This window comes from Amycolatopsis heterodermiae, from assembly GCF_034929455.1.
Taxonomy (GTDB): Bacteria; Actinomycetota; Actinomycetes; order Mycobacteriales; family Pseudonocardiaceae; genus Amycolatopsis; species Amycolatopsis heterodermiae.
In genome coordinates this window covers 550,677-571,728 of record NZ_JAYFSI010000002.1, presented here as the reverse complement: position 1 = coordinate 571,728, position 21,052 = coordinate 550,677, and the positions used below count along the sequence as shown (strand labels likewise).

Annotated in this window: 12 protein-coding genes; 9 read left to right on the top strand and 3 right to left on the bottom strand. The window is 73.9% G+C overall.

The annotated features are described in order from the left end of the window. Positions 1–4 precede the first annotated feature (4 nt). The 3 genes from VA596_RS13000 to VA596_RS12990 are packed head-to-tail and all read left to right on the top strand — an operon-like array spanning position 5 to position 9,659. A complete protein-coding gene (locus tag VA596_RS13000) occupies positions 5–7,192 on the top strand; it encodes a non-ribosomal peptide synthetase (protein WP_323326617.1) in 7,188 nt (2,395 codons plus the stop codon). After that, positions 7,189–8,415 (top strand): cytochrome P450, encoded by a 1,227-nt coding sequence (locus VA596_RS12995; protein WP_323326615.1) that lies wholly within the window; start codon positions 7,189–7,191, stop codon positions 8,413–8,415. The genes VA596_RS13000 and VA596_RS12995 overlap by 4 nt, the downstream gene beginning before the upstream one ends. Positions 8,416–8,432: 17 nt before the next feature. Continuing rightward, positions 8,433–9,659, top strand: a complete 1,227-nt coding sequence (locus VA596_RS12990) for an MFS transporter (protein WP_323326613.1) — start codon at positions 8,433–8,435, stop codon at positions 9,657–9,659. A gap of 162 nt (positions 9,660–9,821) precedes the next feature. Here the strand turns inward: VA596_RS12990 and VA596_RS12985 are convergent, their stop codons facing one another. Both VA596_RS12985 and VA596_RS12980 read right to left on the bottom strand, forming a co-directional pair. Further along, positions 9,822–10,934, bottom strand: a complete 1,113-nt coding sequence (locus tag VA596_RS12985; RefSeq protein WP_323326611.1) for a methyltransferase domain-containing protein — start codon at positions 10,932–10,934, stop codon at positions 9,822–9,824. A 5-nt stretch (positions 10,935–10,939) separates the two neighbouring features. Further along, positions 10,940–11,143, bottom strand: a complete 204-nt coding sequence (locus tag VA596_RS12980; RefSeq protein ID WP_323326609.1) for an MbtH family protein — start codon at positions 11,141–11,143, stop codon at positions 10,940–10,942. A 188-nt stretch (positions 11,144–11,331) separates the two neighbouring features. On the opposite strand from VA596_RS12980, the gene VA596_RS12975 reads away from it, so the two are divergent. The 5 genes from VA596_RS12975 (at position 11,332) to VA596_RS12955 (ending at position 19,078) form a co-directional block, all read left to right on the top strand. Beyond that, positions 11,332–13,626, top strand: a complete 2,295-nt coding sequence (locus tag VA596_RS12975; protein ID WP_323326607.1) for a lantibiotic dehydratase — start codon at positions 11,332–11,334, stop codon at positions 13,624–13,626. Next, positions 13,623–15,101, top strand: coding sequence for an amino acid adenylation domain-containing protein (locus VA596_RS12970; protein ID WP_323326605.1), 1,479 nt, complete (start codon positions 13,623–13,625; stop codon positions 15,099–15,101). Before VA596_RS12975 ends, VA596_RS12970 begins: the two co-directional genes overlap by 4 nt. Before the next feature lie 544 nt (positions 15,102–15,645). After that, complete coding sequence (locus tag VA596_RS12965) at positions 15,646–16,566, top strand: threonine ammonia-lyase (RefSeq protein ID WP_323326603.1); 921 nt, start codon at positions 15,646–15,648, stop codon at positions 16,564–16,566. Further along, positions 16,563–16,799 carry an acyl carrier protein gene (locus VA596_RS12960; RefSeq protein ID WP_323326601.1) on the top strand — a complete coding sequence of 79 codons (237 nt, stop codon included), beginning with the start codon at positions 16,563–16,565 and terminating at the stop codon, positions 16,797–16,799. Before VA596_RS12965 ends, VA596_RS12960 begins: the two co-directional genes overlap by 4 nt. Beyond that, the gene (locus tag VA596_RS12955; protein WP_323326599.1) at positions 16,796–19,078 is read left to right on the top strand and encodes a lantibiotic dehydratase; all 2,283 of its coding nucleotides are present in this window, start codon (positions 16,796–16,798) and stop codon (positions 19,076–19,078) included. The genes VA596_RS12960 and VA596_RS12955 overlap by 4 nt, the downstream gene beginning before the upstream one ends. A 1-nt stretch (position 19,079) precedes the next feature. Here VA596_RS12955 and VA596_RS12950 read toward each other — a convergent pair whose 3' ends face one another. Next, positions 19,080–19,763 carry a TetR/AcrR family transcriptional regulator gene (locus VA596_RS12950; RefSeq protein WP_323326597.1) on the bottom strand — a complete coding sequence of 228 codons (684 nt, stop codon included), beginning with the start codon at positions 19,761–19,763 and terminating at the stop codon, positions 19,080–19,082. A gap of 70 nt (positions 19,764–19,833) precedes the next feature. On the opposite strand from VA596_RS12950, the gene VA596_RS12945 reads away from it, so the two are divergent. Then, positions 19,834–20,943: an FAD-dependent oxidoreductase gene (locus VA596_RS12945; RefSeq protein ID WP_323326595.1), complete on the top strand. Its 1,110-nt coding sequence runs from the start codon at positions 19,834–19,836 to the stop codon at positions 20,941–20,943. Positions 20,944–21,052 lie beyond the last annotated feature (109 nt).

Sequence of the window (21,052 nt, the reverse complement as noted above, 5' to 3'; positions counted from 1 at the left end):
CGGCATGACCACCTCGGAGACCCGCGCCCCGTCGTCAAGGGCGAACCTGTCGGCCGCCGCGCAACGCCTGCTCGCCCAGCGGCTGCGCGGCGCGGCCACCGCCGAACCGGCCGGGATCCCCCGCCGGGACTCCGGCGGTGACCGGGCGCCGCTCTCGGCCACCCAGCAGCGGCTCTACTTCCTGGACCAGCTGGAACCGGGCAGCACCGAGTACCTGATGCCCGCCGCGTGGCGGCTGCGCGGGCGGCTGGACGTCGCCGCGCTCGCCGCGGCGGTCGACGACCTCGTCGCCCGGCACGACCAGCTCCGGGTGATCTTCCCCGACGAGCAAGGTGTTCCGGCACAACAGGTTCTCCCCGTCCGGAGCGACAACCTGAACGTACTCGACGGCGACGCGGACACCGTCCACGAGCTGGCCACCGCGCCGTTCGACCTGGCCGCCGAGCCCGCCTTCCGGGCCGCGCTGGTGCGCTTCGCGGCCGAGGAGCACGTGCTCGTGCTGGCCATGCACCACATCGTCACCGACGGCTGGTCCCTGGACGTCCTGCTGCGCGACCTGCGCGAGCTGTACCGGGCACGGCTGGCGGGCGAGGCCGCCCGGCTTCCCCGACTGGCGGTCGACTACCTCGACTACGCCGTCTGGCAACGGAATTCCGCCGACTCCGAAGCGGCCAAGGCCGACCTCGACCACTGGCGTGACGCGCTGGCCGGGCTCAGCCCCCTCGAACTGCCCACCGACCACCCGCGCCCGGCCGTCCGCTCGCACGCGGGCGCGGTGCACCGCGTCGAGCTGCCCGAGCCGCTCACGCAAGCGCTGGCCGAGGTGGGCCGCCGCGCCGACACCACGCCGTTCATGACCCTGCTCGCCGCGCTGCAGGCGACCCTGGCGTTCCACAGTGGACAGGACGACGTCGCCGTCGGCACCATCGTGGCCAACCGGGACCGCCCGGAAACCGAGGACCTGGCCGGGTTCTTCGTCAACACCCTGGTCATGCGCGCGGACCTCACCGACGACCCGACGAGCGCGGGGTTGCTCGCGCGGACCCGGGAGCGGGTGCTGGACGCGCTGGGCCACCAGGGCGTCCCGTTCGAGCGGATCGTCGACGAGCTGGTGCCGGACCGCGACCTCTCCCGCACTCCCCTGTGCTCGGTGCTGTTCTCGCACGCCGGCGCGGGCTCGGGCGGGTTCACCCTCGGCGAGGCGACCGGGGAGGCGTTCCCGGTGGCGCTGACCGAGGCCAAGTTCGACCTCGCGCTGGAGACCGCGGAGCACGACGGCCGGATCCGGCTGTCCTGGCTCTACCGGACCGACCTGTTCACCGACGAGACCATCGCCCGGCTGGCCGACCACATGGTGACCGTGCTGCAGGCGTTCGCGGACCGGCCGGACACCCGCCTCGGCGAGCTGGACCTGCTGACCGAGGCCGAACGCTCGTGGCTGCTCGGTCCCGAAGGACCCGGGCAGCACCGGCCCGCCGAGGCGCCCGCGCGCCCGGTGCTGGACCGGTTCGCCGAGCAGGTCCGGCTGCGGCCGGACGCCGTCGCGGTGAGCGGGGGCGGCGCCACCCTGACTTACGCCGAGCTGGACGCCCGGGCCGACGCGCTCGCGTTGCGCCTGCGGGCGACCGGGATCGAGGTGGACTCGCTGGTCGGCATCAGCCTGGCCCGGTCGGTCGAGCTGGCCGTGGCGGTGCTCGGGGTGTGGCGGGCCGGCGCGGCCTACCTGCCCCTGGACCCGGCGCACCCGCGCGGACGGCTGGAGTTCGTCGTCTCCGACGCCGGGATCACGGCCGCCGTCACCGACGAGGCCGGACGAGCCGCGCTGGCCGGGCTGCCGGTCGAGCCGATTCCCTTGGAGGGCTCGCTTCTCACCGGGTTGGTGCCTGAGATCCGGACCGGCGACGCCCCGGCGTACGTCATGTACACCTCGGGTTCGACCGGGCAGCCCAAGGGTGTCGAGGTCACCCACGGCAACGTGGCCTGGCTGTTCGACGCCGCCGACCGGTGCTTCGACTTCGGCACCGGCGACGTCTGGGCGCTGGTGCACTCGGCGACGTTCGACCTGTCGGTGTGGGAGCTGTGGGGTGCGCTGACCGTCGGCGGCCGTTCGGTGGTGCTGACCGAGGACGAGGTCCGTGACCCGGCCGAGGTGCACACCGTGCTGCGGGACGAGGGCGTCACCGTGCTGACCCAGACCAACGCCGCGTTCAGCGGCCTGCGGGCCCACCTTGAGCGTGAAGGCGAAGGCTTCGCCGACCTGGCCCTGCGCACGGTCGTCTTCGCCGGGGACGCCTTCGACGCCCGGGAGTACCGGGAATGGTTCTCCGGTGCGGACAGCCGTCCCGAACTGGTGAACATGTACGGCATCACCGAAACCACCGTCCACGTCACCTACCGGCTGATCACCGCCGCCGACACGACCGCCGCGGTGACGTCCCCGGTGGGCCTGCCGATGCACGGCTCCCGCGGGTACGTCCTGGACGCGCGCGGCCGGCTCGTGCCGCCCGGCACCGTCGGGGAGCTGTACGTGGCCGGCGACGGCGTCGCGCTGGGCTACCGCAACCGCCCGGAGCTGACCGCGGCGCGCTTCACCACCGACCGGTTCGCCGGCGACGGCGCCCGGATGTACCGCAGCGGCGACCTGGTGCGGGTGCTGCCCGACGGGCAGCTGAACTACGTCGGCCGCGCCGATCACCAGGTCAAGATCCGCGGCTACCGCGTCGAACCGGGTGAGGTCGAGAGCGCGCTGCGGGACTGCCCCGGGGTGGCCGACGCCGCCGTCGTGGCCCGTCCCGAGCCCGGTGGCGACGCCCGGCTGGTCGGGCACGTGGTGACGGACGGGGCGCGGCCGCTCGACGTGCCCCCGTTGCGCGCCGGGCTGCGGGCGACCCTGCCGGAGTACATGGTGCCAGCGCTGTTCGTGGCCCACCCCGCGCTGCCGGTCACCGCGAACGGCAAGATCGACCGGGCCGCGCTGCTGGCCGTGCGGGACGGCGCCGTCGTGACCCCGGCCGAGCACGTCGCGCCGCGGACGGCGACCGAGGCGACGCTGGCCGCGGTGTGGGCCGAGGTGCTCGGGGTCGGCCGCGCCGGGCTCGCCGACAACTTCTTCGAGCTCGGCGGCGACTCGATCCTCGCGCTGCGCGTGATCGGGCTGGCCCGCGCGGCCGGGCTGGGGCTCTCCGTGGCCGACCTGTTCCGCGCCCGCACCCTGGGTGAGCTGGCCGCGCTGACCACCGAGGCGCCGGGCGACGAGCCCGCGCCGGTGGAACCGTTCGCCATGCTCGACCCGGCCGACCGGGCGCGGCTGCCGGAAGGCCTGGAGGACGCCTACCCGCTGACCATGCTGCAGGCCGGGATGCTGCACGAAATGCTGGCGCAGCCCCGGATCGGCGCCTACCACAACGTCACGGACCTCAAGATCACCGTGACCGAGACCTTCGACCGGGACGCGTTCCAGGCCGCGATGGACCGGCTCGTCCGCACCCACGACAACCTGCGCACGTCGATCGACCTGGTGTCCTACCGCGAACCCCTGCAGCTGGTGCACGAGAACGCCACGCTGCGGGTGGGGTACACCGACCTGCGCGGGCTCGACCGGGACGCCCAGCGGGCGGCCCGCCGCCGCTACGCCGACACCGAGTTCGCCCACCGCTTCGACCTGACCCGCGCGCCGCTGATCCGGGTGCACCTGCACCAGCTCACCGAGCACGACCTGCGGATCGTCATCACCGACTGCCACGTCGCCATCGACGGCTGGAGCCTGACGTCGATGATCGCCGACCTGGTCGCGCTGCACGGGCGGATCGTGCGCGGCGAGACCCTGCCCGATCCGGAGCCGGCGCCGCGGTACGCCGAGTACGTCGCCGCGGAGCGGGCCGCCACCTCGTCGGAGGAGTCGCTGGCCTTCTGGCGCGGAGTGCTCGCCGACCTGGCCCCGGTGCGGTTCACCCGCCGCGGCGCCACCGATGGCGCGGTGCTGTACGAGGTGCGCCGCTCCTTCGCCGGCCTGGCCGGGGAAATCGGCGCGCTCGCCACGCGGGCCGGGGTGCCGCGCCGCAGTGTCCTGCTGGCCGCCTTCCACCACACGATGGGCCTGTTCGCCGAACGCGACGACCAGACCTGCGGGCACGCCGTCGGGCTGACCACCAACGGCCGCCCCGAGCGGGCGGGCGCGGACCGGATGCGCGGCCTGTTCGTCAACACGGTCCCCTTCGGCATCACCGGCGAGCCCAAGAGCTGGCTGGAGCTGATCCACACCGTGTTCGCCGCCGAGCAGGACCTGATGCCGCACCGGGTGGTGCCGCTGGCCCGGATCGCGCGACTGCGCCCGGGGGCGCCGAACCTGCTCGACACCGTCTTCAACTACGTCAACTTCCACCAGCTCGCGCCGGAGAACTGGGAGGAGGCCGAGGAGTTCGCGCGGACGATGTTCCCGCTGTACATCAACATGAGCGTGGACGGGTTCAGCATCGACGTCGACCCCGAGTACCTCGACCCGGCGACCGCGGACCAGCTCGCCGACCTGATCCGGGACCTGGTCGAGCGGATGGTGGCCGACCCCGAGGGCCCGGTCACCCGCCCGGCCCTCGGCGGCACCGCCCGCGAACGGGCGCTCGGGCCGTGGGCCCACGGTCCCGTCGCCGACAACCCGATGGCCCTGTTCCCCGACGTCGTCCACGAGCACGCGGTCCGCACTCCGGACGCGGTGGCCGTCGCCCACGAAGGGACGTCGCTGACCTACGCCGAGCTGGACACCCGCTCCGACGCGCTGGCCGCCCGGCTGGCCGGGCTCGGTGTCGGGCCCGAGGTCGTCGTCGGGATCTGCGCCCGGCGGGGGCTGGACCAGGTGCGCGCGGCGCTGGCCGTGCTCAAGGCCGGCGGCGCGTTCCTGCCGCTGGATCCCGGGTACCCGGCCGACCGGCTCGCCTTCATGGTCGAAGACAGCGGGATGCGCGTGCTGCTCACCGAGTCCGATGTGGACGGAACGGTTCCCTTCGACGGCACCAAGGTGCTGCTGGACGAGCCCGAGGCAGGCCCGGTCGGCACCCCGGTGCGCCCGCACCTGGACCATCCCGCGTACGTGCTCTACACGTCCGGCTCGACCGGGCTGCCCAAGGGTGTCGTCGTGCCGCACCGCGGGCTGGTCAACCTGGTCCACGCCCAGCGCGACGTGTTCGCCACGGCCCCGGACGAGCGGATCCTGCAGCTGGCGTCGTTCAACTTCGACGTCTCGATCCACGAGATCGTCCTGGCCCTGGCCAACGGCGCCCGGCTGTGCACGGCACCGGCCGAACGGCTGCGTGCCGGGCCGGACCTGGCCCGCACGATCCGCGACCTCGGCGTCACCACCGCGACCATCGTGCCCACCGCGCTGACCATGCTGGCGGGCGAGGAGCTGCCGACCGTGCGCACCCTGCTGACCGGCGGTGAGGCGCCCACCGAGCAGCTCGTCGAGAGGTGGTCGCCGGGCCGGGCCTTCTACAACTGCTTCGGGCCCACGGAAGCCACCGTCTGGACCCACATCGCGCGGTGCAAGCCGGGTGAAGGCCGGCCGGTGATGGGCCTGCCCTTCCGCAACACCGAGTCCTACGTGCTCGACGAGCGGTTCCAGCCGGTGCCGGTCGGCGTGCCGGGCGAGCTGTACCTCGGCGGCGCGGGCCTGGCCCGCGGTTACCTGGGCCGGCCCGGCCTGACCGCGGCCAGCTTCGTGCCGCACCCGTACGGCGCCCCCGGCGAGCGGCTCTTCCGCACCGGTGACCTGGCCCGCCAGCGCGCCGACGGCGCCGTGGAGTGGCTGGGACGTCGTGACTCCCAGGTGAAGCTGCGCGGCTTCCGCATCGAGCTCGGCGAGATCGAACACGCGCTGCGCGCGCTGCCCGAGGTGCGCCAGGCCGTCGTGCTGCTGCGCGAGGACCTGCCCGGCGAGCCCGCGCTGGTCGCCTACGTGGTGGGCGAGACGTCGGACGCCGAGTCGCTGCGACGGGCGTTGCGCACCCGGGTGCCCGCGCAGATGGTGCCCGCCTGGTTCGTCTTCCTCGACGCGCTGCCGCTCAACGGCAGCGCCAAGGTCGACCGCCGGGCCCTGCCGCTGCCCCCGGCCGAGCGGCCGGACACCGGCACCGACTACGTGGCACCGGGCACCCCGACCGAGCGGATCCTGGCCGACATCTGGCAGGAGGTGCTCGGCGTGTCCGACGTCGGCGTGCACGACGACTTCTACCGCGTGGGCGGCAGTTCGCTGTCCACCGTGCGGATCGCCGCCATCGCCACCTCCCGCGGCGTGCCGCTGTCGGTGCGGGACCTCGTCGAGCTGACCACGATCGCGCAGCTGGCCGCGCGGGTCGACGCGGGCGGACCGGACCGGGAGCTGACCGCGCTGCGGTCGGAGGTCCGGCTGCGCGACGGCGTCGGCGAGCCGCTCTACTGCGTGCACCCCTCGGGCGGCAGCGCCACCTGGTACGTGCCGCTGGCGCGCGCCCTCGACCGCGGACCGGTCGTCGGGTTCCAGGCCCGCGGCCTGCTCGGCGGGGTCGACCCGGTCACCGTGCCCGGCATCGCCGCGAACTACGTCGCCGAGATCCTCGAGCGCGACGAGCCCGGCCCGCACGCCGTGCTGGGCTGGTCGCTCGGCGGCAACCTGGTGCTGGAGATGGCTTCCCAGCTGCGGGCGCAGGGCCGGGACGTCGACCCGCTGATCCTGATCGAGCCCTACCTGCCCAACCCGGAGGCGGCCCGCCGGCTGGCCCGGCTGGGTCAGGACATGCTCGACGCGCTGCCGTTGCGCGACCAGGTGCGGGCCATGGCGCCGTCACCGCGACGGGACGCGCTCTCGGCCGAGCTGACGGCGTTGCTGCTGGGCGCCGGGATGCGGGCCGACGAGGCCCAGCTCGTGGAGAACGCGCCCATCGAGGTCTGGCACTCGCTGCTGACGGCCATGGCCGAGTACCGGGTCGAGCCGTACCCGGGGGCCATCCACCTCGTCGTCGGCCAGGAGGCCGCGGACGCGCCCGCCGGCGAACCCATGCCCGGCCTGGACATGGACTACCAGTCCTATCTGGACCGCTGGCGGGAGCTGGCCCGCGGCGGCCTGACCGTGCACGTGGTGCCGGGCAGCCACATGTCGATGCTCACCGAGCCGAACGTGCGTGAGGTCGCCGCGCTGCTCGACGGGCTCCGGGAGGGACGATGACCAGCACGGTCACGACGTTCACCGAGCGGTACCTGCTGGACCCGGCGATCAACGCCGAGCCGTACGGCTACCTCGCCGCGCTGCGCGAGCACGACCCGGTGTACTGGAGCACGATGCACCGCGCGTGGCTGGTGACCGGGCACGCGCCGCTGACAAGGTGCCTGCGCGAACCGGCGATCACCGCCGACCGGGTGCGGCCGCTGATGGACGCCGTGCCCGCCGGGGCCCGCGACGACGCCGAGCGCGCGTTCGCGATCCTGTCCCGCTGGATGGTGTTCAACGACCCGCCGGAGCACCGTCGGCTGCGCAAGGTGTTCCAGGAGCCGTTCTCCGCCCGTGCCGTCGGCCGCTACGCGGACATGGTGGCCCGCGCCACCCGGGCGCTGCTGGCCCGCCGGGCCGCGCCCGGCGGCGTCGGCGACCTGCTGGCCGACGTCGCCAAGCCGTTGCCCGCTTTGGTGTTCGCGCGCTGGCTGGGCGTCCCGCAGCGCGACGGCCCGTCGTTCTGGTACTGGAACGCCCGGGTCGGCGACCTGGTGCTCGGCGCCACCCAGGAGGAACGCGAGTACCGGACGTCGCTGCAGTCGCTGGTCAACCTGGACGACTACCTCGCCGGCCTGGTCCGGGCCCGGCGGGCCGAGCCCGCCGACGACCTGATCAGCTCGGTGCTGGCGGGCGGTGAGATCGGGGCGTCGGTCAGCGAGGCCGAGTTCGTCGGGATGCTCACCCAGCTGGCCTTCGCCGGCGGTGAGACGACCAGCAACCTGATCGCCAACGGCGTCCGCGCGCTGCTCCAGCACCCCGAGGAGCTGGCCGCGGTGCGCGCGGACCCGGAGCTGCTGCCTGCGAGCGTCGAGGAGGCCTTGCGGTTCGACGGCCCGTCCAAGATGTCCATCCGGGCCGCGGCTCAAGACTTCGACCTCGACGGGCACGACGTGCGCGCGGGCGACCGGATCTTCCTGGTCACCGCGGCGGCCAACCGCGACCCGGACCGGTTCCCCGAGCCGGAGCGGTTTTCGGTGCACCGCAGCGATTCCACCCACCTGGGGTTCGGGCACGGCGCACACTTCTGCATCGGTGCCGCGCTGGCCCGGCTGGTGGCGCGGGCCGTGCTGACCGTGCTGGTGCACGACTACCCGGACCTGGCATTGGCCGGCTCCGCGCACGAATGGCAGTCGTCCCTGCTCAACCGGAGCCTGACGGCGTTGCCGGTGAGGTACTGATGAAGGGGCGGTCGGCCGTGACCGACGCGGGCTCGCGGCTGTGGGCCCCCGCCCGGCTGGGCCCGTTCCGGCTGCTCTGGCTGGGGCAGTCGCTGTCGTTGCTGGGCGACGGGTTCAGCTACGTCGCGTTCTCGTGGATCACGTTGAGCCTGACCGGTTCCACGCTGGCGCTGGGGTACGTGCTGGCGTTGCAGGCCATCCCGCGGGCGCTGCTCACGCTGGTCGGCGGCTCGCTGGCCGACAAGTGGTCACCTCGCCGGATCATGGTGCTCTCCAGCTGGGCCCGGACCGCGGTGATGGCGTCGGTCGGCATCACCGGGCTGACGGGCACGCTGAGCATCGCGCTGCTGTGCGTCGCGGCCGCGGCGTTCGGCGCGGTGGACGCGTTCTTCCAGCCGGCGCGGATGACCGTCCTGCCGTCGGTGGTGGCGAAGGACCTGCTGGCGCCGGCCAACGCCCTGCTCGGCACGGGTTCCCGGATCGCGGCCATGGTCGGCCCGGCGGTGGGCGGCGTGGTGGTGGCCGTGTCCGACGCCGACGTCGCCTTCCTGGTCGACGCGCTGTGCTTCGCGCTGTGCGGGCTGTGCGTCCTGGGGGTGCGCACGCGGGACGACTATGCCCCGGCGCGTGCTGCCGAGCCGGAGCGCATGCTCGTCCGCATCCGCGCCGGCCTGCGGTACGCCTGGGCCGATCCCCGGATCCGCACGATCCTCGCCATCGACGCGGCGGTCACGTTCTGTTACGCGGGCGCGTTCACGGTGGGGTTCGCCGACCTGGCCCGCTTCGAGCTTTCCGGTGGCCCGACGACTTTGGGCGTCCTCAACGGCGCCTTGGCCGCCGGAGCCGTCCTGGGTGGACTGACCGGCGGCCTGGTCGACGGCCGCCCCCGGATCGGCCTGCTGATCGCGGCGCTGGCGGGCTGGCTCGCGGTGGGCACGGCGGTCCTCGGCGTCCTGCACAACACCGTGGCGGCGGTCGCGACGGTACTGGCGATGGGGTTCGCCATCGGCTTCCAGGGGGTCTTCGGCCTGAGCTGGATCCAGCGCACCATCGACGAGTCGGTGCTGAGCCGGGTGCTCTCGCTGGACATGGTGCTGGGTTACGCGGTCGCGCCGGTTTCGCTGGTGCTCTGCGGCGCGCTGGCCCAGGTCCACACGGCCCTGATGTTCGGCGGCACGGCGGTGATCCTGGCTGTTACGGCGCTGGGTGTGCTTGCCTCGCCTCGGGTCCGCGCCTCTCGCTGAACGGGGCCTTTGGTCCGCTTGGTCGGGCCAAGCCGTGATGCACCCAGTGTGGCGTTCGGTGCGTTGGACGCACCGAACGCCACATTGGGTGCGTCCCTGGCGGCCGAAGCTCGCGCCGAAAAGGACCGGCGGCCGCGGGGGCCACCGGTCCTTCGTGTCCACTCAGGACAGTCCGAAGGTCACCGCCTCCTGGGGGACCGCCCGGCCGCCGGTGTGGCGGAACTGCACCAGCTGGTTGTAGAAGCCGTCCATCGCCACCGATTCGCTCTCCAGCAACGCCCGCAGCTCGGCCATGAGCAGGTCCGCGTCCGAACGAGAGCCGACCTCGGTGCGCAGCAGGTCGAGGACGCCGTCCACGGTGTCGAACACCGGGTCGACGTACGCGGCGACCGCGCAGCCGTGTTCGGCCAGCCGGGCCGCGATGGACTCCAGCTGGTACGTCCGGCCCGCGTGCCCCACCGAACGCCACGTGGCCACGATCCCGCGGGCGGCGTCGGCCAGGTGCGGGGGCAGCTCGGTCAGCAGCGGCCACAGCAGGCGGTTGCCGATCTCGGCCACTGTGGACGGACGGTGGTCCGGGTCGAGGGCCGGCGCGTACGGCAAGTTGGCCACCACGAAGTCGAACCGCTCGCCGGGCTCCAGCGCGGCGAGCAGGTCCGAGCGGCGGAACCGGACGCGGTCGGTGAGCCCGTTGAGCACGGCGTTCGCGCGGGCGATGGTCACCGCGGACTCGTTCAGCTCCAGGCCGAGCACCTCCCGCGCCCCGCGCGCCGCGCACAGCAGCGCCTGCACCCCGGTGCCCGAGCAGACGTCGAGCACGCGGCACCCGGCCAGCGACGCGGGCAGCGCCGCGGCGACGAAGGACGTCGACAGGTCGAACACGGCCTTCGGCGGCCGCCGCACGGCGGTGGGATACCCGGCGGGGACGCCGGTGATCAGCAGCATCCGCTGGGCGGGCACCACGAGCAGGTCGGCGCTGCGCCAGCCGTCCGGCCCGCCCACCACCAGCTCACCCGTCCGCAGCGCCGCGGCCACCTCGGCCGGGAACGCCCCGCGGAACGCCGCGTCGTCGACGGTCTCGCCCAGCCGGAACATCCGGAACAGCGTCCGCTGCGCCGGCGCCAGGCGCGCGACGATCCGGCGCAGCGCCTCGTACTTCGGGAACCCCGTCGGGCTCGGCCGCAGCTCCAGCGACATCCGGTGGTCCAGCAGCGAGTACATCGACCGGTCGAAGTGGTCGCGGACGACGGCCAGGGCCGCGTTGTCGATCCGCATCGGGCTCAGCCGGCCGGGTCCATCGCCCGGCGCAGGCTCAGCGGCCGCATGTCCACCCACACCGCGTCGATGTGGGCGAGGCACTCCGGCCGGGTCCCGGTGAACCCGTCGGCGTGCCAGCCGCGCGGGATCTCCTGCTCGGCCGACCAGATCGAGTACTGCTCCTCGTCGTTGCGCACGACGCGGTAGGCGCGCTCGTCGTCCTCCACGGCTGTCCCTCCATTGACGATCACTGTTGTGGGTCTCTGCGAGCCCTCGACGCTGCCCGCCGCGACCCGCGCGGACCAGGGACAAACCTGCAACGGCACCCGCGATCCGGTGCTGCCGCTGCTTCCCTGGAGCGGGACCCGGGCGGGCGGCACGGTGATGAGGTGCGGTCGACTCGAGGAGGTTCCTGATGGCGGACGACCTGCTGCTGCCCGGCGGCGAATGGCGGTTGTGGCCCCAGTTCGCCCTGCGCGGCCCGGGTTTCCCCGCCGCCGGGGTGCTCGCGATGGCCCCGGCCGGGCTGGCCGAGGCGGCCGACAAGTTCCGCGCGGGAACGGCGCTCACCGGCGCCGCGTGGACGGAGTTCACCGGCCAGTTCGGGACCGCGGTCGCCGAGTCGACCCGGGCCCTGCAGGGGTTCGCGAGCCGCCCGGCGTTCCGCACGGCCGTCGCCTGGCAGAACCCGGCGGTCCTGGGCCGCGGCGTCGGCCTGTTCCTCGGCTGGGACCCGGCCGCCGACGGCCGCACCAGCAAACGGCGGGAACGCGAGGAGCTGGTCGCGCACTACTGGCAGCGGTTCTGCGTCAAGAACGACACCATCGGCTTCTTCGGCCCGGTGGGCTGGGGCCGCTGGGACACCGGGCGGCGCGGGCTGGCCGTCGACCCGGGGCAGGGCCTGGTCTCCAACACCGAAGTGTTCTTCGCCAGCTGGGCGATCGACGCGCTGGCCAAGACCGTCGACGCCGATCCCGCGGTGCGCCCGTGGGTCCCGCCGCGCCGGGTGCCGTTCGTCCGCGCGGCCGGTGACCTGGTGCACGTGCCCGGCCGTCCGCCGCAGGAGGCCACCTCGCGGGAACGGGAGCTGCTGCGCCTCTGCGACGGCACGCGGGACCTGGCCGCGCTCGCCGCGGCGGTGTCCGCCCCGGCCGAAGACGTCCGCGCCGACCTGGAGACGCTGGTGGCCCGGCGCTGGCTCGTCTGGCGCCTGGAGGTGCCACTCGACGCCCACCCGGAGCGTCACCTGCGCACCGCCTTGACCCGCATCGGCGACGAGCCCGCCCGGACCCGGGCGCTGGCGATGCTCGACGCGCTGGAACAGGGCCGCGACCGGGTGGCCGCGGCCGGCCTGGACGCCGACGAGCTGTCCGCGGCCATGACCGCGCTGGAGACCGAGTTCGCGGCACTGACGCAGGTCGCGGCCCAGCGCGCCAAGAGCGCCCGCACGGCACCGGGCCGGGCCCTCGTCTACGCCGATTGCCGGCGTTCGGCGACGGCCAGCGTGGGCACCGCCGTGCTGGACGAGCTGGCGCCGCTGGGCCTGTGCCTGACCGCGGCCCGCTGGATGACCGGCCGGTTCGCCGAGGCGGCATCGGCGAACCTGCGTCGCGCCTACGACCGGCTTCGCGCCCGGCAGGACCGCGTCGACCTGGGATCGCTGTGGCTGGAGTGCCTGCCCGCGCCGTACGGCGAGTCCGTCGCCGACATCACCGCGATCCAGGCCGAGCTGCGCCGCCGCTGGGCCGAGGTGCTCGACCTGCCCGGCGACGCCCGCCGCGTCCACCGCACCAGCGCCGAACTCGCGGACCGCGTCGGGACGGCGTTCCCCCGGCCGGAGCACGGCTGGGCGTTGTCCCGTTACGCCAGTCCCGACCTGCTCGTCGTGGCCGACGACGCGGACGCCGTCGAGCGCGGCGAGTTCGAGCTGGTGCTCGGCGAGCTGCACGTCGCCATGAACACCGTCGGCCACTCGCTGTTCGTGCGCCAGCACCCCGAGCCCGCCGAACTGCACGCGCAGAACGCCCGCGACTACCCCGGGCCGCGGCTGATCCCGATGCTGCCCAAGGCCGCGCCGCCGCGGATCTCCGCCCGCGGCCAGCACGCGCTGGTCCGGCCCGAGGACTACCACGTCGCGCTGGTCGACTACACCGGCGACCCGCACCGCCCGCGGACCGTCTTCGGCGCCGACGCCGTCATCGAGGACCGCGACGGCCGGCTGGTCGCCGTGCTGCCCGACGGCGCCGAGTTCGACGCGCTCGACGGGTTCTGCAGCGCCCTGACCAACCGCGTGATCGACCGGTTCGCCCTCGTCCCGGACGGCGACCACACGCCGCGGATCACCATCGACCGGCTGATCGTCGCGCGCGAGACGTGGCGCCGCGCCGCCGCGACCCTGGACTTCGCCACCGACACCGACGAGGCGCGCCGGTTCGTCCGGGCCCGGCAGTGGCGCGAGGAACTGGAACTGCCGCGATTCGTGTTCGTCGTCTCCCCCACCGAACCGCGACCGTTCTACGTGGACTTCGACAGCCCGGTGTACGTCAACATCCTGGCCAAGGCCGTCCGGCGGCTGGCCCGCCAGGACCCCGAAGCCCGGCTGACCATCACCGAGATGCTGCCCAACCCGGACCGCACCTGGCTCACCGACGACACCGGCGCGACCTACACCGCCGAGCTGCGCCTCATCGTCGTGGACGGTGCGCGATGACCGCCTGGTTCCTCGACGAGATCCTTGGCCACGCTCCGGACGCGCCCGCGCTGCGCACGCCGGAAACCGTGCTGTCGTACGGCGAACTCGCCACCCGCGTCGACCGGCTGGCCGCCGCGCTGGCCGGCACCGGCTTCGGACCCGAGCGGGTGTGCGCGATCGCCGTCGAGTCCACAGTGGACGCCGTGGTCGCGATGGCCGCGGTCCTGCGGGCGGGCGGCGCGTTCCTCACGCTCGACCTCGACCAGCCCGCGCCGCGGCTGGCCCAGATGCTCGACAGCGCGGGCGCGCGGTTCCTGATCAGCGCCGCGGAACCTCGGGTGTCCGTGCCCGGCCCGGCACTTCGGCTGGACCGGCTCCCTGCTGTTCCTCCCCTGGTTGCCGATCCGCCTGGTCCCCGCGCGCTGGCGTACGTCAGCCACACGTCGGGCTCGACCGGCGTCCCCAACCCGGTGCTGATCGAGCGCGGCAACCTGGACGCCTACCTGCGTTTCGTGGTGCGCGACGGCGGTCTCGACGCCGGCACGGTGACGTTGCAGCTGGCGCCGTTGGGCTACGACGCGTCGATCCGGGACACCTTCGCCACGCTGCTGGCGGGCGGGCAGCTGGTCCTGGCGCCGCGTTCCACGCTGCTGCGCGCGGACGGGTTCGCCGCGACGGTCGCTTCGTACGGCGTCAACACCGTCCTCAGCATCACGCCGTCCCTGCTGACGTTCCTGAGCCGGAACGACGCGGCCGCGCGCGCCTTGCGATCGCTGCGGCTGACGCTGTCCAGCGGGGAGTCGCTGCGGCCGTTCCTCGCCGCGGGCGGCCGGAGCCTGCTGGAAGGCCGGCTGTTCAACCACTACGGCCCCACCGAGGCGACGATGACCTCGACCCGCCTGGACGTGCCTTTTGAGCCCGAGCGGGCGGCGGACGTCGTCGGCACCCCGCGCACGGGAGTGACGGTCCGGCTGCTCGACGCCGACCTGCGCCCGGTGCCCGACGGCGCCGAGGGCGAGGTCCACCTGGGCGGCACGGGCGTGGCGCGCGGCTACCGCGGCCGCCCGGGCCTGACGGCCGACCGGTTCCGCCCCGACCCGGCGGGTCCACCGGGCGCCCGCGCGTACCGCACCGGCGACCTGGCCCGCCACCGCCCGGACGGCACGCTGGAGTACCGCGGCCGGCTGGACCGCCAGCTGAAGATCCGCGGCTACCGGGTGGACCCGGCGGAGATCGAAGGCCGCCTGCTGACCCACGCAGCGGTCCACGGCGCGGTGGTCACCGCAGCCACCGACGACCGCGGCCGAGCCCACCTGGTGGCGCACGTGGCGGGAGCAACGGACGGCGTCACGGATGCGGCGTTGCGGCGCCACCTGGCGGAGACCCTGCCGCACCACCTGCTGCCCCGGCGGTTCCGGAGGGTGGACCGCTTGCCGACCACGCGTACGGGCAAGACGGACCGAGCCCGCTTGAGCCGGGGAGGCCGGCCATGAGCCCCGCAAGCCGCCGAACCCAGCGCGCCCAGCCTGGCTCAGGCGAGGCGACCGCGAACCGAGCACTCCCGCCTGAACCACAAAACCTGGCCGCGCATGGCGCCCTCCACCCCACCGCGACTCGCTGGACCCACGGGGACCAACGGGCCTCGGCCAAGCCAGGGAAACCGACCATGCGCCCCGCACCCGCGCCTGAACCACAGAACCTCGCCGCGCGTGGCGCCCTCCACCCCACCCCAGCGCGCTGGACCCACGGGGACCAACGGGCCTCGGCCAAGCCAGGGAAATCGGTCACGGGCCCCGCACCCGCGCCTCATCAGACCTGGTTGAGCCGGGGAATCCAACCGGACCCGGGCGAGGCCGGGGAACCAGCCACGAGCCGCGCACCCGAGACTCACCGAAGCGCGGCTGAGGCAAAGAAGCCAGCCGCGAACCGCGCATCCGTGACCCGCCGAAGCCCGGCTGAGCCAAGCAAGCGAGCCGTAATGCGGGCCGCTCACCCGACCAGGACCCGCCGGGCCCGGCCCACCCGAGGCGGCCGACCATGAGCCGCGTCCTTCGTTCCGCGGCCGGGATCGATCTGCGGGCCGTCGCCGCGCGGATCGCCGGGTACGTGCGGCCCACGCCTCTCCTGAGGGTCGATGGCCTGCCCGGGATCGCGCTCAAAGGCGAGCACCTTCAGAAAGGCGGCTCCTTCAAAGCCCGCGGAGCCGCCAACGCCCTGCTCGGCCTCGGCGCGAAAGAGATCGTCACCGGCTCCTCGGGCAACCACGGCATCGCCGTGGCTCTGCTCGGCCGCGCGCTCGGCGTCAAGGTCACCGTCGTGATGGCCGAAGGCGCCAGCGCCGCCAAGGAAGCCGCCATTCGCGGGCTCGGCGCGCGGGTCCGGCACGCCGCGGGCGGGGTCGCGGAGCGCGATCGTCAGGCCCGCGAGTACGCCCTGAGCACCGGTGGCCAGGTCGTGCCCTCCTCCGACCACGAACTGGTCGTCGCTGGGCAGGCCACCGTCACCCTCGAGGTGCTCGACGACGACCCGGACACCGACGTCGTCTACGTCCCCACCGGGGGTGGCGGGCTGCTCGCCGGGGCGTGCCTGGCCGCCGAGCAGCACTCCCGGCCGGTGCGGGTCGTCGGGGTCGAGCCGATGGCCGGCCGCCGGTACGCCCGCTCGCTCGCCGCGGACCAGCCGGTGCGGATCCCGCCGCCGGACACCATCGCCGACGGGCTGCGCGCCCAGCACCCCGGCGAGGTGCCGTTCCCCATCATCCGCCGGCGCGTCGACGACCTGGTCGGCGTCACCGATGAGGAGATCACCCACGCCATGCGCCTGCTGCACGACGCGGGCATCGACGCCGAACCCAGCGGCAGCGTCGCCCTGGCCGGCGCCCTGCACCACGGCTTCACCGGTCGCGCCGCCGTCGTCGTCTCCGGCGGCAACAACCACACCAGGAAGGCAACCCCATGACCACCACCCACCTCGACGTCCCGGAACTGATCGCGGCCGGCTACCGCGAGGCCCTCGACGACGCGACCCTGGACACCGAAAGCGACTTCTTCGAGGCGGGCGGCGACTCCCTCGCCGCCTTCCAGATCGCCGCGGGGATCCAGGACGCGCTCGACGTGGACGTCCCGGTCGCGCTGGTGTTCGCCTACCCCACCCCCGCCGAGCTGGCCGCCGTCGTCGGAGGCCTGGCATGAACGACGTACGGCTCGGCGAACGCTGGCGCCTCTGGTCGCAGTTCGCCCTGCGCGGCCCGGGTTTCCCGGCCGCCGGGGTGCTGCGGCTGGCGCCCGAGGGGCTGGCCGGGGACGCGGACAAGTTCCCCGCGGGGACCGTCCTTTCCGGACCGGACTGGGACGCCTTCGCCGCCGAATTCGCCGACACGGCCAGGGAAACCTCGGGTGAGCTGCAGCGCATCGCCGCCCAGCCCGCGTTCCGGGCCGCCGTGGCCTGGCAGAACCGGCCGGTGCTGGACTCCGGGATCGACCCGTTCATCGCCTGGACGCCCGAAGCCGGACGCACCAGCCGCCACCGCGACCGCGAGGGCCTGGTCGCGCACTACTGGGAACGCTTCTGCGTCAAGAACGACAGCATCGGCTTCTTCGGCCCGGTCGGCTGGGGTTCGTGGGACCCGGACGCGCACGGCGTCGAGGTCGACCCCGGCACCGGCCTGATCTCCGCCGCCAACCTGTACTTCTCCAGCTGGGCCGTGGACACCCTGGCCAAGACCCTGGACGCGGACGAGGCGCTGCGGGAGTGGACCGCGCCGCGGCGGGTGCCGTTCGTGCGGATCGCCGGTGACACCGTGGTCGTGCCCGGCCGGCCGCCCCAGCCGCTGTCCCCGGACGAGCGGCGGGTGCTCGAGGCCTGCGACGGCGTGCGCCCGGCCCGTGACCTCGCCCGGGAACTCGGCGACGGCACCATCGCCGACCTGACCGAGCTGGCCCGGCGGCGGTGGATCGTGTGGAAGCTGGAGGTGCCCGCCGACGCCCACCCCGAGCGTTACCTGCGCACGTGGCTGAACCGGGTCGAGGACCCCGAGGCACGCGAGCGCGGCCTGACCGGGCTCGACCTGCTCGAACGCGGCCGCGAGCGCATCCGGGCCGTCGGCGAGGGCGACACCGCCGACGCCGACGCGCTATCCGAAGCGATGTCCGCGCTGGAGCGGGACTTCACCGAGCTGACCGACACCGCCGGCACCCGCGCCAAAGGCGCGAAGACCGCACCGTGCCGCGCCCTCGTCTTCCAGGACTGCGTGCGCGCCACCCGGGCCCGGCTCGGCCCCGGCGTCCTCGGCACGGTCGCCCCGCTGGACCTGCTGCTGACCAGCGCGACCTGGATGACGTCGGCGCTCGGCCGGCGGGTCATGGACCGCGTGCGCCCGGTGTTCGAGCGGCTGCGCGCGGCGGGACCGGTGGACCTGGCCGCACTCTGGTTCGCCTGCATGCCGATCCTGCACGGCGACGCCGTCACCGACGCCGAGGCGATCCAGCACGAGTTCCAGCGCCGCTGGCGCGAGATCCTCGACGTGCCGTCCGACGCGAGCCGGATCCGCCGCCGCGGCGCGGACATCTCCGGCGCGGTCGAAGCCGCCTTCGCGGCACCGCGCACCGGCTGGGGCACCGCCCGGTACATGAGCCCGGACCTGCTCTTCGCCGGGGACACCGAAGCCGTGGCGCGCGACGACTTCGAGGTGGTGCTCGGCGAGCTGCACCTGGCGGCCAACACGATCAGCTTCTCGGTGTTCGTCAACCAGCATCCCGCCCCTGGGGAACTGCTCGACGAGACCGGCCGGGACTTCCCGCAACCGCGGCTGTTCCCGTTGCTGGCCAAGGAACACAAGGCGCGGCTGTCCGCGCGGATCCGCCAGTCGCTGGTGCGCGAGCAGGACTACTACGTCGGCCTGGTCGACCACACCGTCGACCCCAGCCGGCCCCGGACGGTGCTGGGTGCGGACGTCGCGGTCGAGGACCGGGACGGCGACCTGGAGGTGGTCCTGCCCGACGGGGCCCGGTTCGCGCTCGTCGAGGTCTTCGCGCACGTGCTCACCACGCTGGCGATGGACCTGTTCCGGCTGCTGCCCGAAGGCGACCACGCCCCGCGGATCACGATCGACCGGATGGTCGTGGCCCGCGAGACCTGGCGCCGCCCGGCCACCGACCTGGCCTTCGCCACCGACAAGGACGAGGCACGGCGGTTCGTCCGAGCGCGGCAATGGCGCGAGGAGCTGGAACTGCCGCGGTTCGTGTTCGTCGTTTCCCCCACCGAACCGCGCCCGTTCTACGTGGACTTCGACAGCCCGGTGTACGTCAACATCCTGGCCAAGGCCGTCCGGCGGCTGGCCCGCCAGGACCCCGAAGCCCGGCTGACCATCACCGAGATGCTGCCCACCCCGGACCAGACCTGGCTCACCGACGACGAAGGCCGGGCCTACACGGCCGAACTGCGGCTGGTGGCCGTCGACCAGGCGCCGTGAGTCACTCCTTCGCGATGCGGGCCGCGATGCCGTCGAGCAGGCAGTCGAGGCCGATCCGGAACGTCTCGTCGGCGTCGTGGTGGGCGGCGTCGCGCACCACCCGTTCCAGCGCCGGGAACCGGCCGGTCGCGAGGGTCCGCACCAGGTAGGGACCACGGGAGGCCTGCCAGCGCTGCTGGTCCATCCCGGTGGCCCGCTCGGCCCGGCGCTCGGCGATCTCGCGGCGCACCGCGCCGGTCACGTACGCGTTGACCGCGCCGGCCACCGGCATGACGGCGTCCACGTCGACGCCGCCCAGCGCGGTCAGCACGGTCTCCCCGTTGGCCAGCGCGTTCGGCCCGAGCTGGGGCCGGCCGCCCAGCAGGTCGGCGAGCCATTCGTGCTGGTGGGCGGCGCGGCGGGTGGCTTCGGCGTGCGACCGCAGCACCTCCCGCCAGCCGTCCCCGGCCGGCCGGATCTCGGCGTAGACGGCGTCGACCATCAGGTCGAGCAGCTCTTCCTTGCTGTCGATGTAGCCGTAGAGCCGCATCGGGCCGACGTCCAGTGCGGTGGCAACCTTGCGCAGCGACACCGCGTCCAGGCCGTCCGCGTCGGCCAGCACGATCGCCGCCCGCACGATCCGGTCCCGGCTCAGCGGGGCCGGCGTGGGCCGTTCAGGGGGCTCCGGCCTCTCCCACACCAACATGACGGTGACAATACATCGCATCACTCGATACACTGTATTGGTCAATACGCTGTATCGAAGGAGAGCGACCGTGACCATCGCCATCGTCGGAGCGGGCCTCGGCGGCCTGGCCCTCGCCCGGGTGCTGCACGTCCACGGCATCGAGGCCGTCGTCTACGAACGCGAGCCGTCGCGCGACGCGCGCGGCCAGGGCGGCATGCTCGACATCCATTCGGGGCAGCGAGCGCTGCGTGAGGCCGGGCTGATCGAGCAGTTCCACACGATCGCGCGGCCCGAAGGCCAGGACATGCGCCTGCTCGAGCCGGACGGCACCCTGCTCCTGCAGGAGGACACCCCGGACGACGCGCCGTCCCTGCGTCCCGAGGTCGACCGCGCGGATCTGCGCGCCCTGCTGCTGGATTCCCTCCCCGAGGGGACGGTGCGCTGGGGGCAGGCGTTCGCCTCGGCCGGCGACGGCTGGGTGCACTTCTCCGATGGCGGCCGGGCGCCGTACGACCTGCTGGTCGGCGCCGACGGCGCGCAGTCCCGGGTCCGCGCGCTGCTCACCGACGCGCGCCCGGCGCACATCGGCCAGAACGTCGTCGAGCTCGGCATTCCCGACATCGACCGCACCCACCCCGACCTCGCGGCGATGGTCGGGCGCGGCAACTACTGGGTGTTCGGCGACGGGCTTTCCCTGGCGGCGCAACGCAACGGCGACGGCCGCGTCCGCATCGGCGTCAACTTCTACAACACCGGCGAGGACTGGTTCGACGGAAGCGGGATCCCGTTCGACGACCCGGCCGCCGCCCGCGCGCGGCTGATCGACCTGCTCGACGGCTGGGACGCCCGGTTCCACGCGCTGATCGCGGCCTGCGACGACACGGTCGAGCCGCGGTCGATCACCACGCTCCCGCTCGGCCTGACCTGGCCGTCGACCCCCGGCGTCACGCTGGTCGGCGACGCCGCGCACCTGATGCCACCGGTGGGCGAGGGCGCCAACATGGCGCTGCTGGACGGCGCCCTGCTCGCCCTCGCGCTGGCCGCGCACCCGGACGACCTCCCCGCCGCGGTCGAGGAGTACGAAAGCGAAATGTTCGAACGCGCCGGCGCCGCCGCCCGCATGTCCGCGGAAATGCAGGAACTGCTGATGTCCCCGGACGCGGGCCGGCGGCTGCTCGCTTTCTTCCAGCCCAGCTGACGGCGAGGCCGGAGTCCACACTGGACGGTCTCGGCCGTCAGAAGAGCAAGCTGACGAGGAGACCCACCGCCAGGCAGGTACCGCACAGCTTGGCGATCGAAATCGGCGT

What these genes read in the sequence shown, in the direction of transcription:
- VA596_RS12995 (WP_323326615.1), top strand. Translation starts at nt 7,189, where the DNA reads ATGACCAGCACGGTCACGACGTTCACCGAGCGGTACCTGCTGGACCCG.
- VA596_RS12955 (WP_323326599.1), top strand. Translation starts at nt 16,796, where the DNA reads ATGAACGACGTACGGCTCGGCGAACGCTGGCGCCTCTGGTCGCAGTTC.
- VA596_RS12985 (WP_323326611.1), bottom strand. Translation starts at nt 10,934, where the DNA reads ATGCGGATCGACAACGCGGCCCTGGCCGTCGTCCGCGACCACTTCGAC.
- VA596_RS13000 (WP_323326617.1), top strand. Translation starts at nt 5, where the DNA reads ATGACCACCTCGGAGACCCGCGCCCCGTCGTCAAGGGCGAACCTGTCG.
- VA596_RS12960 (WP_323326601.1), top strand. Translation starts at nt 16,563, where the DNA reads ATGACCACCACCCACCTCGACGTCCCGGAACTGATCGCGGCCGGCTAC.
- VA596_RS12965 (WP_323326603.1), top strand. Translation starts at nt 15,646, where the DNA reads ATGAGCCGCGTCCTTCGTTCCGCGGCCGGGATCGATCTGCGGGCCGTC.
- VA596_RS12970 (WP_323326605.1), top strand. Translation starts at nt 13,623, where the DNA reads ATGACCGCCTGGTTCCTCGACGAGATCCTTGGCCACGCTCCGGACGCG.
- VA596_RS12975 (WP_323326607.1), top strand. Translation starts at nt 11,332, where the DNA reads ATGGCGGACGACCTGCTGCTGCCCGGCGGCGAATGGCGGTTGTGGCCC.
- VA596_RS12950 (WP_323326597.1), bottom strand. Translation starts at nt 19,763, where the DNA reads ATGTTGGTGTGGGAGAGGCCGGAGCCCCCTGAACGGCCCACGCCGGCC.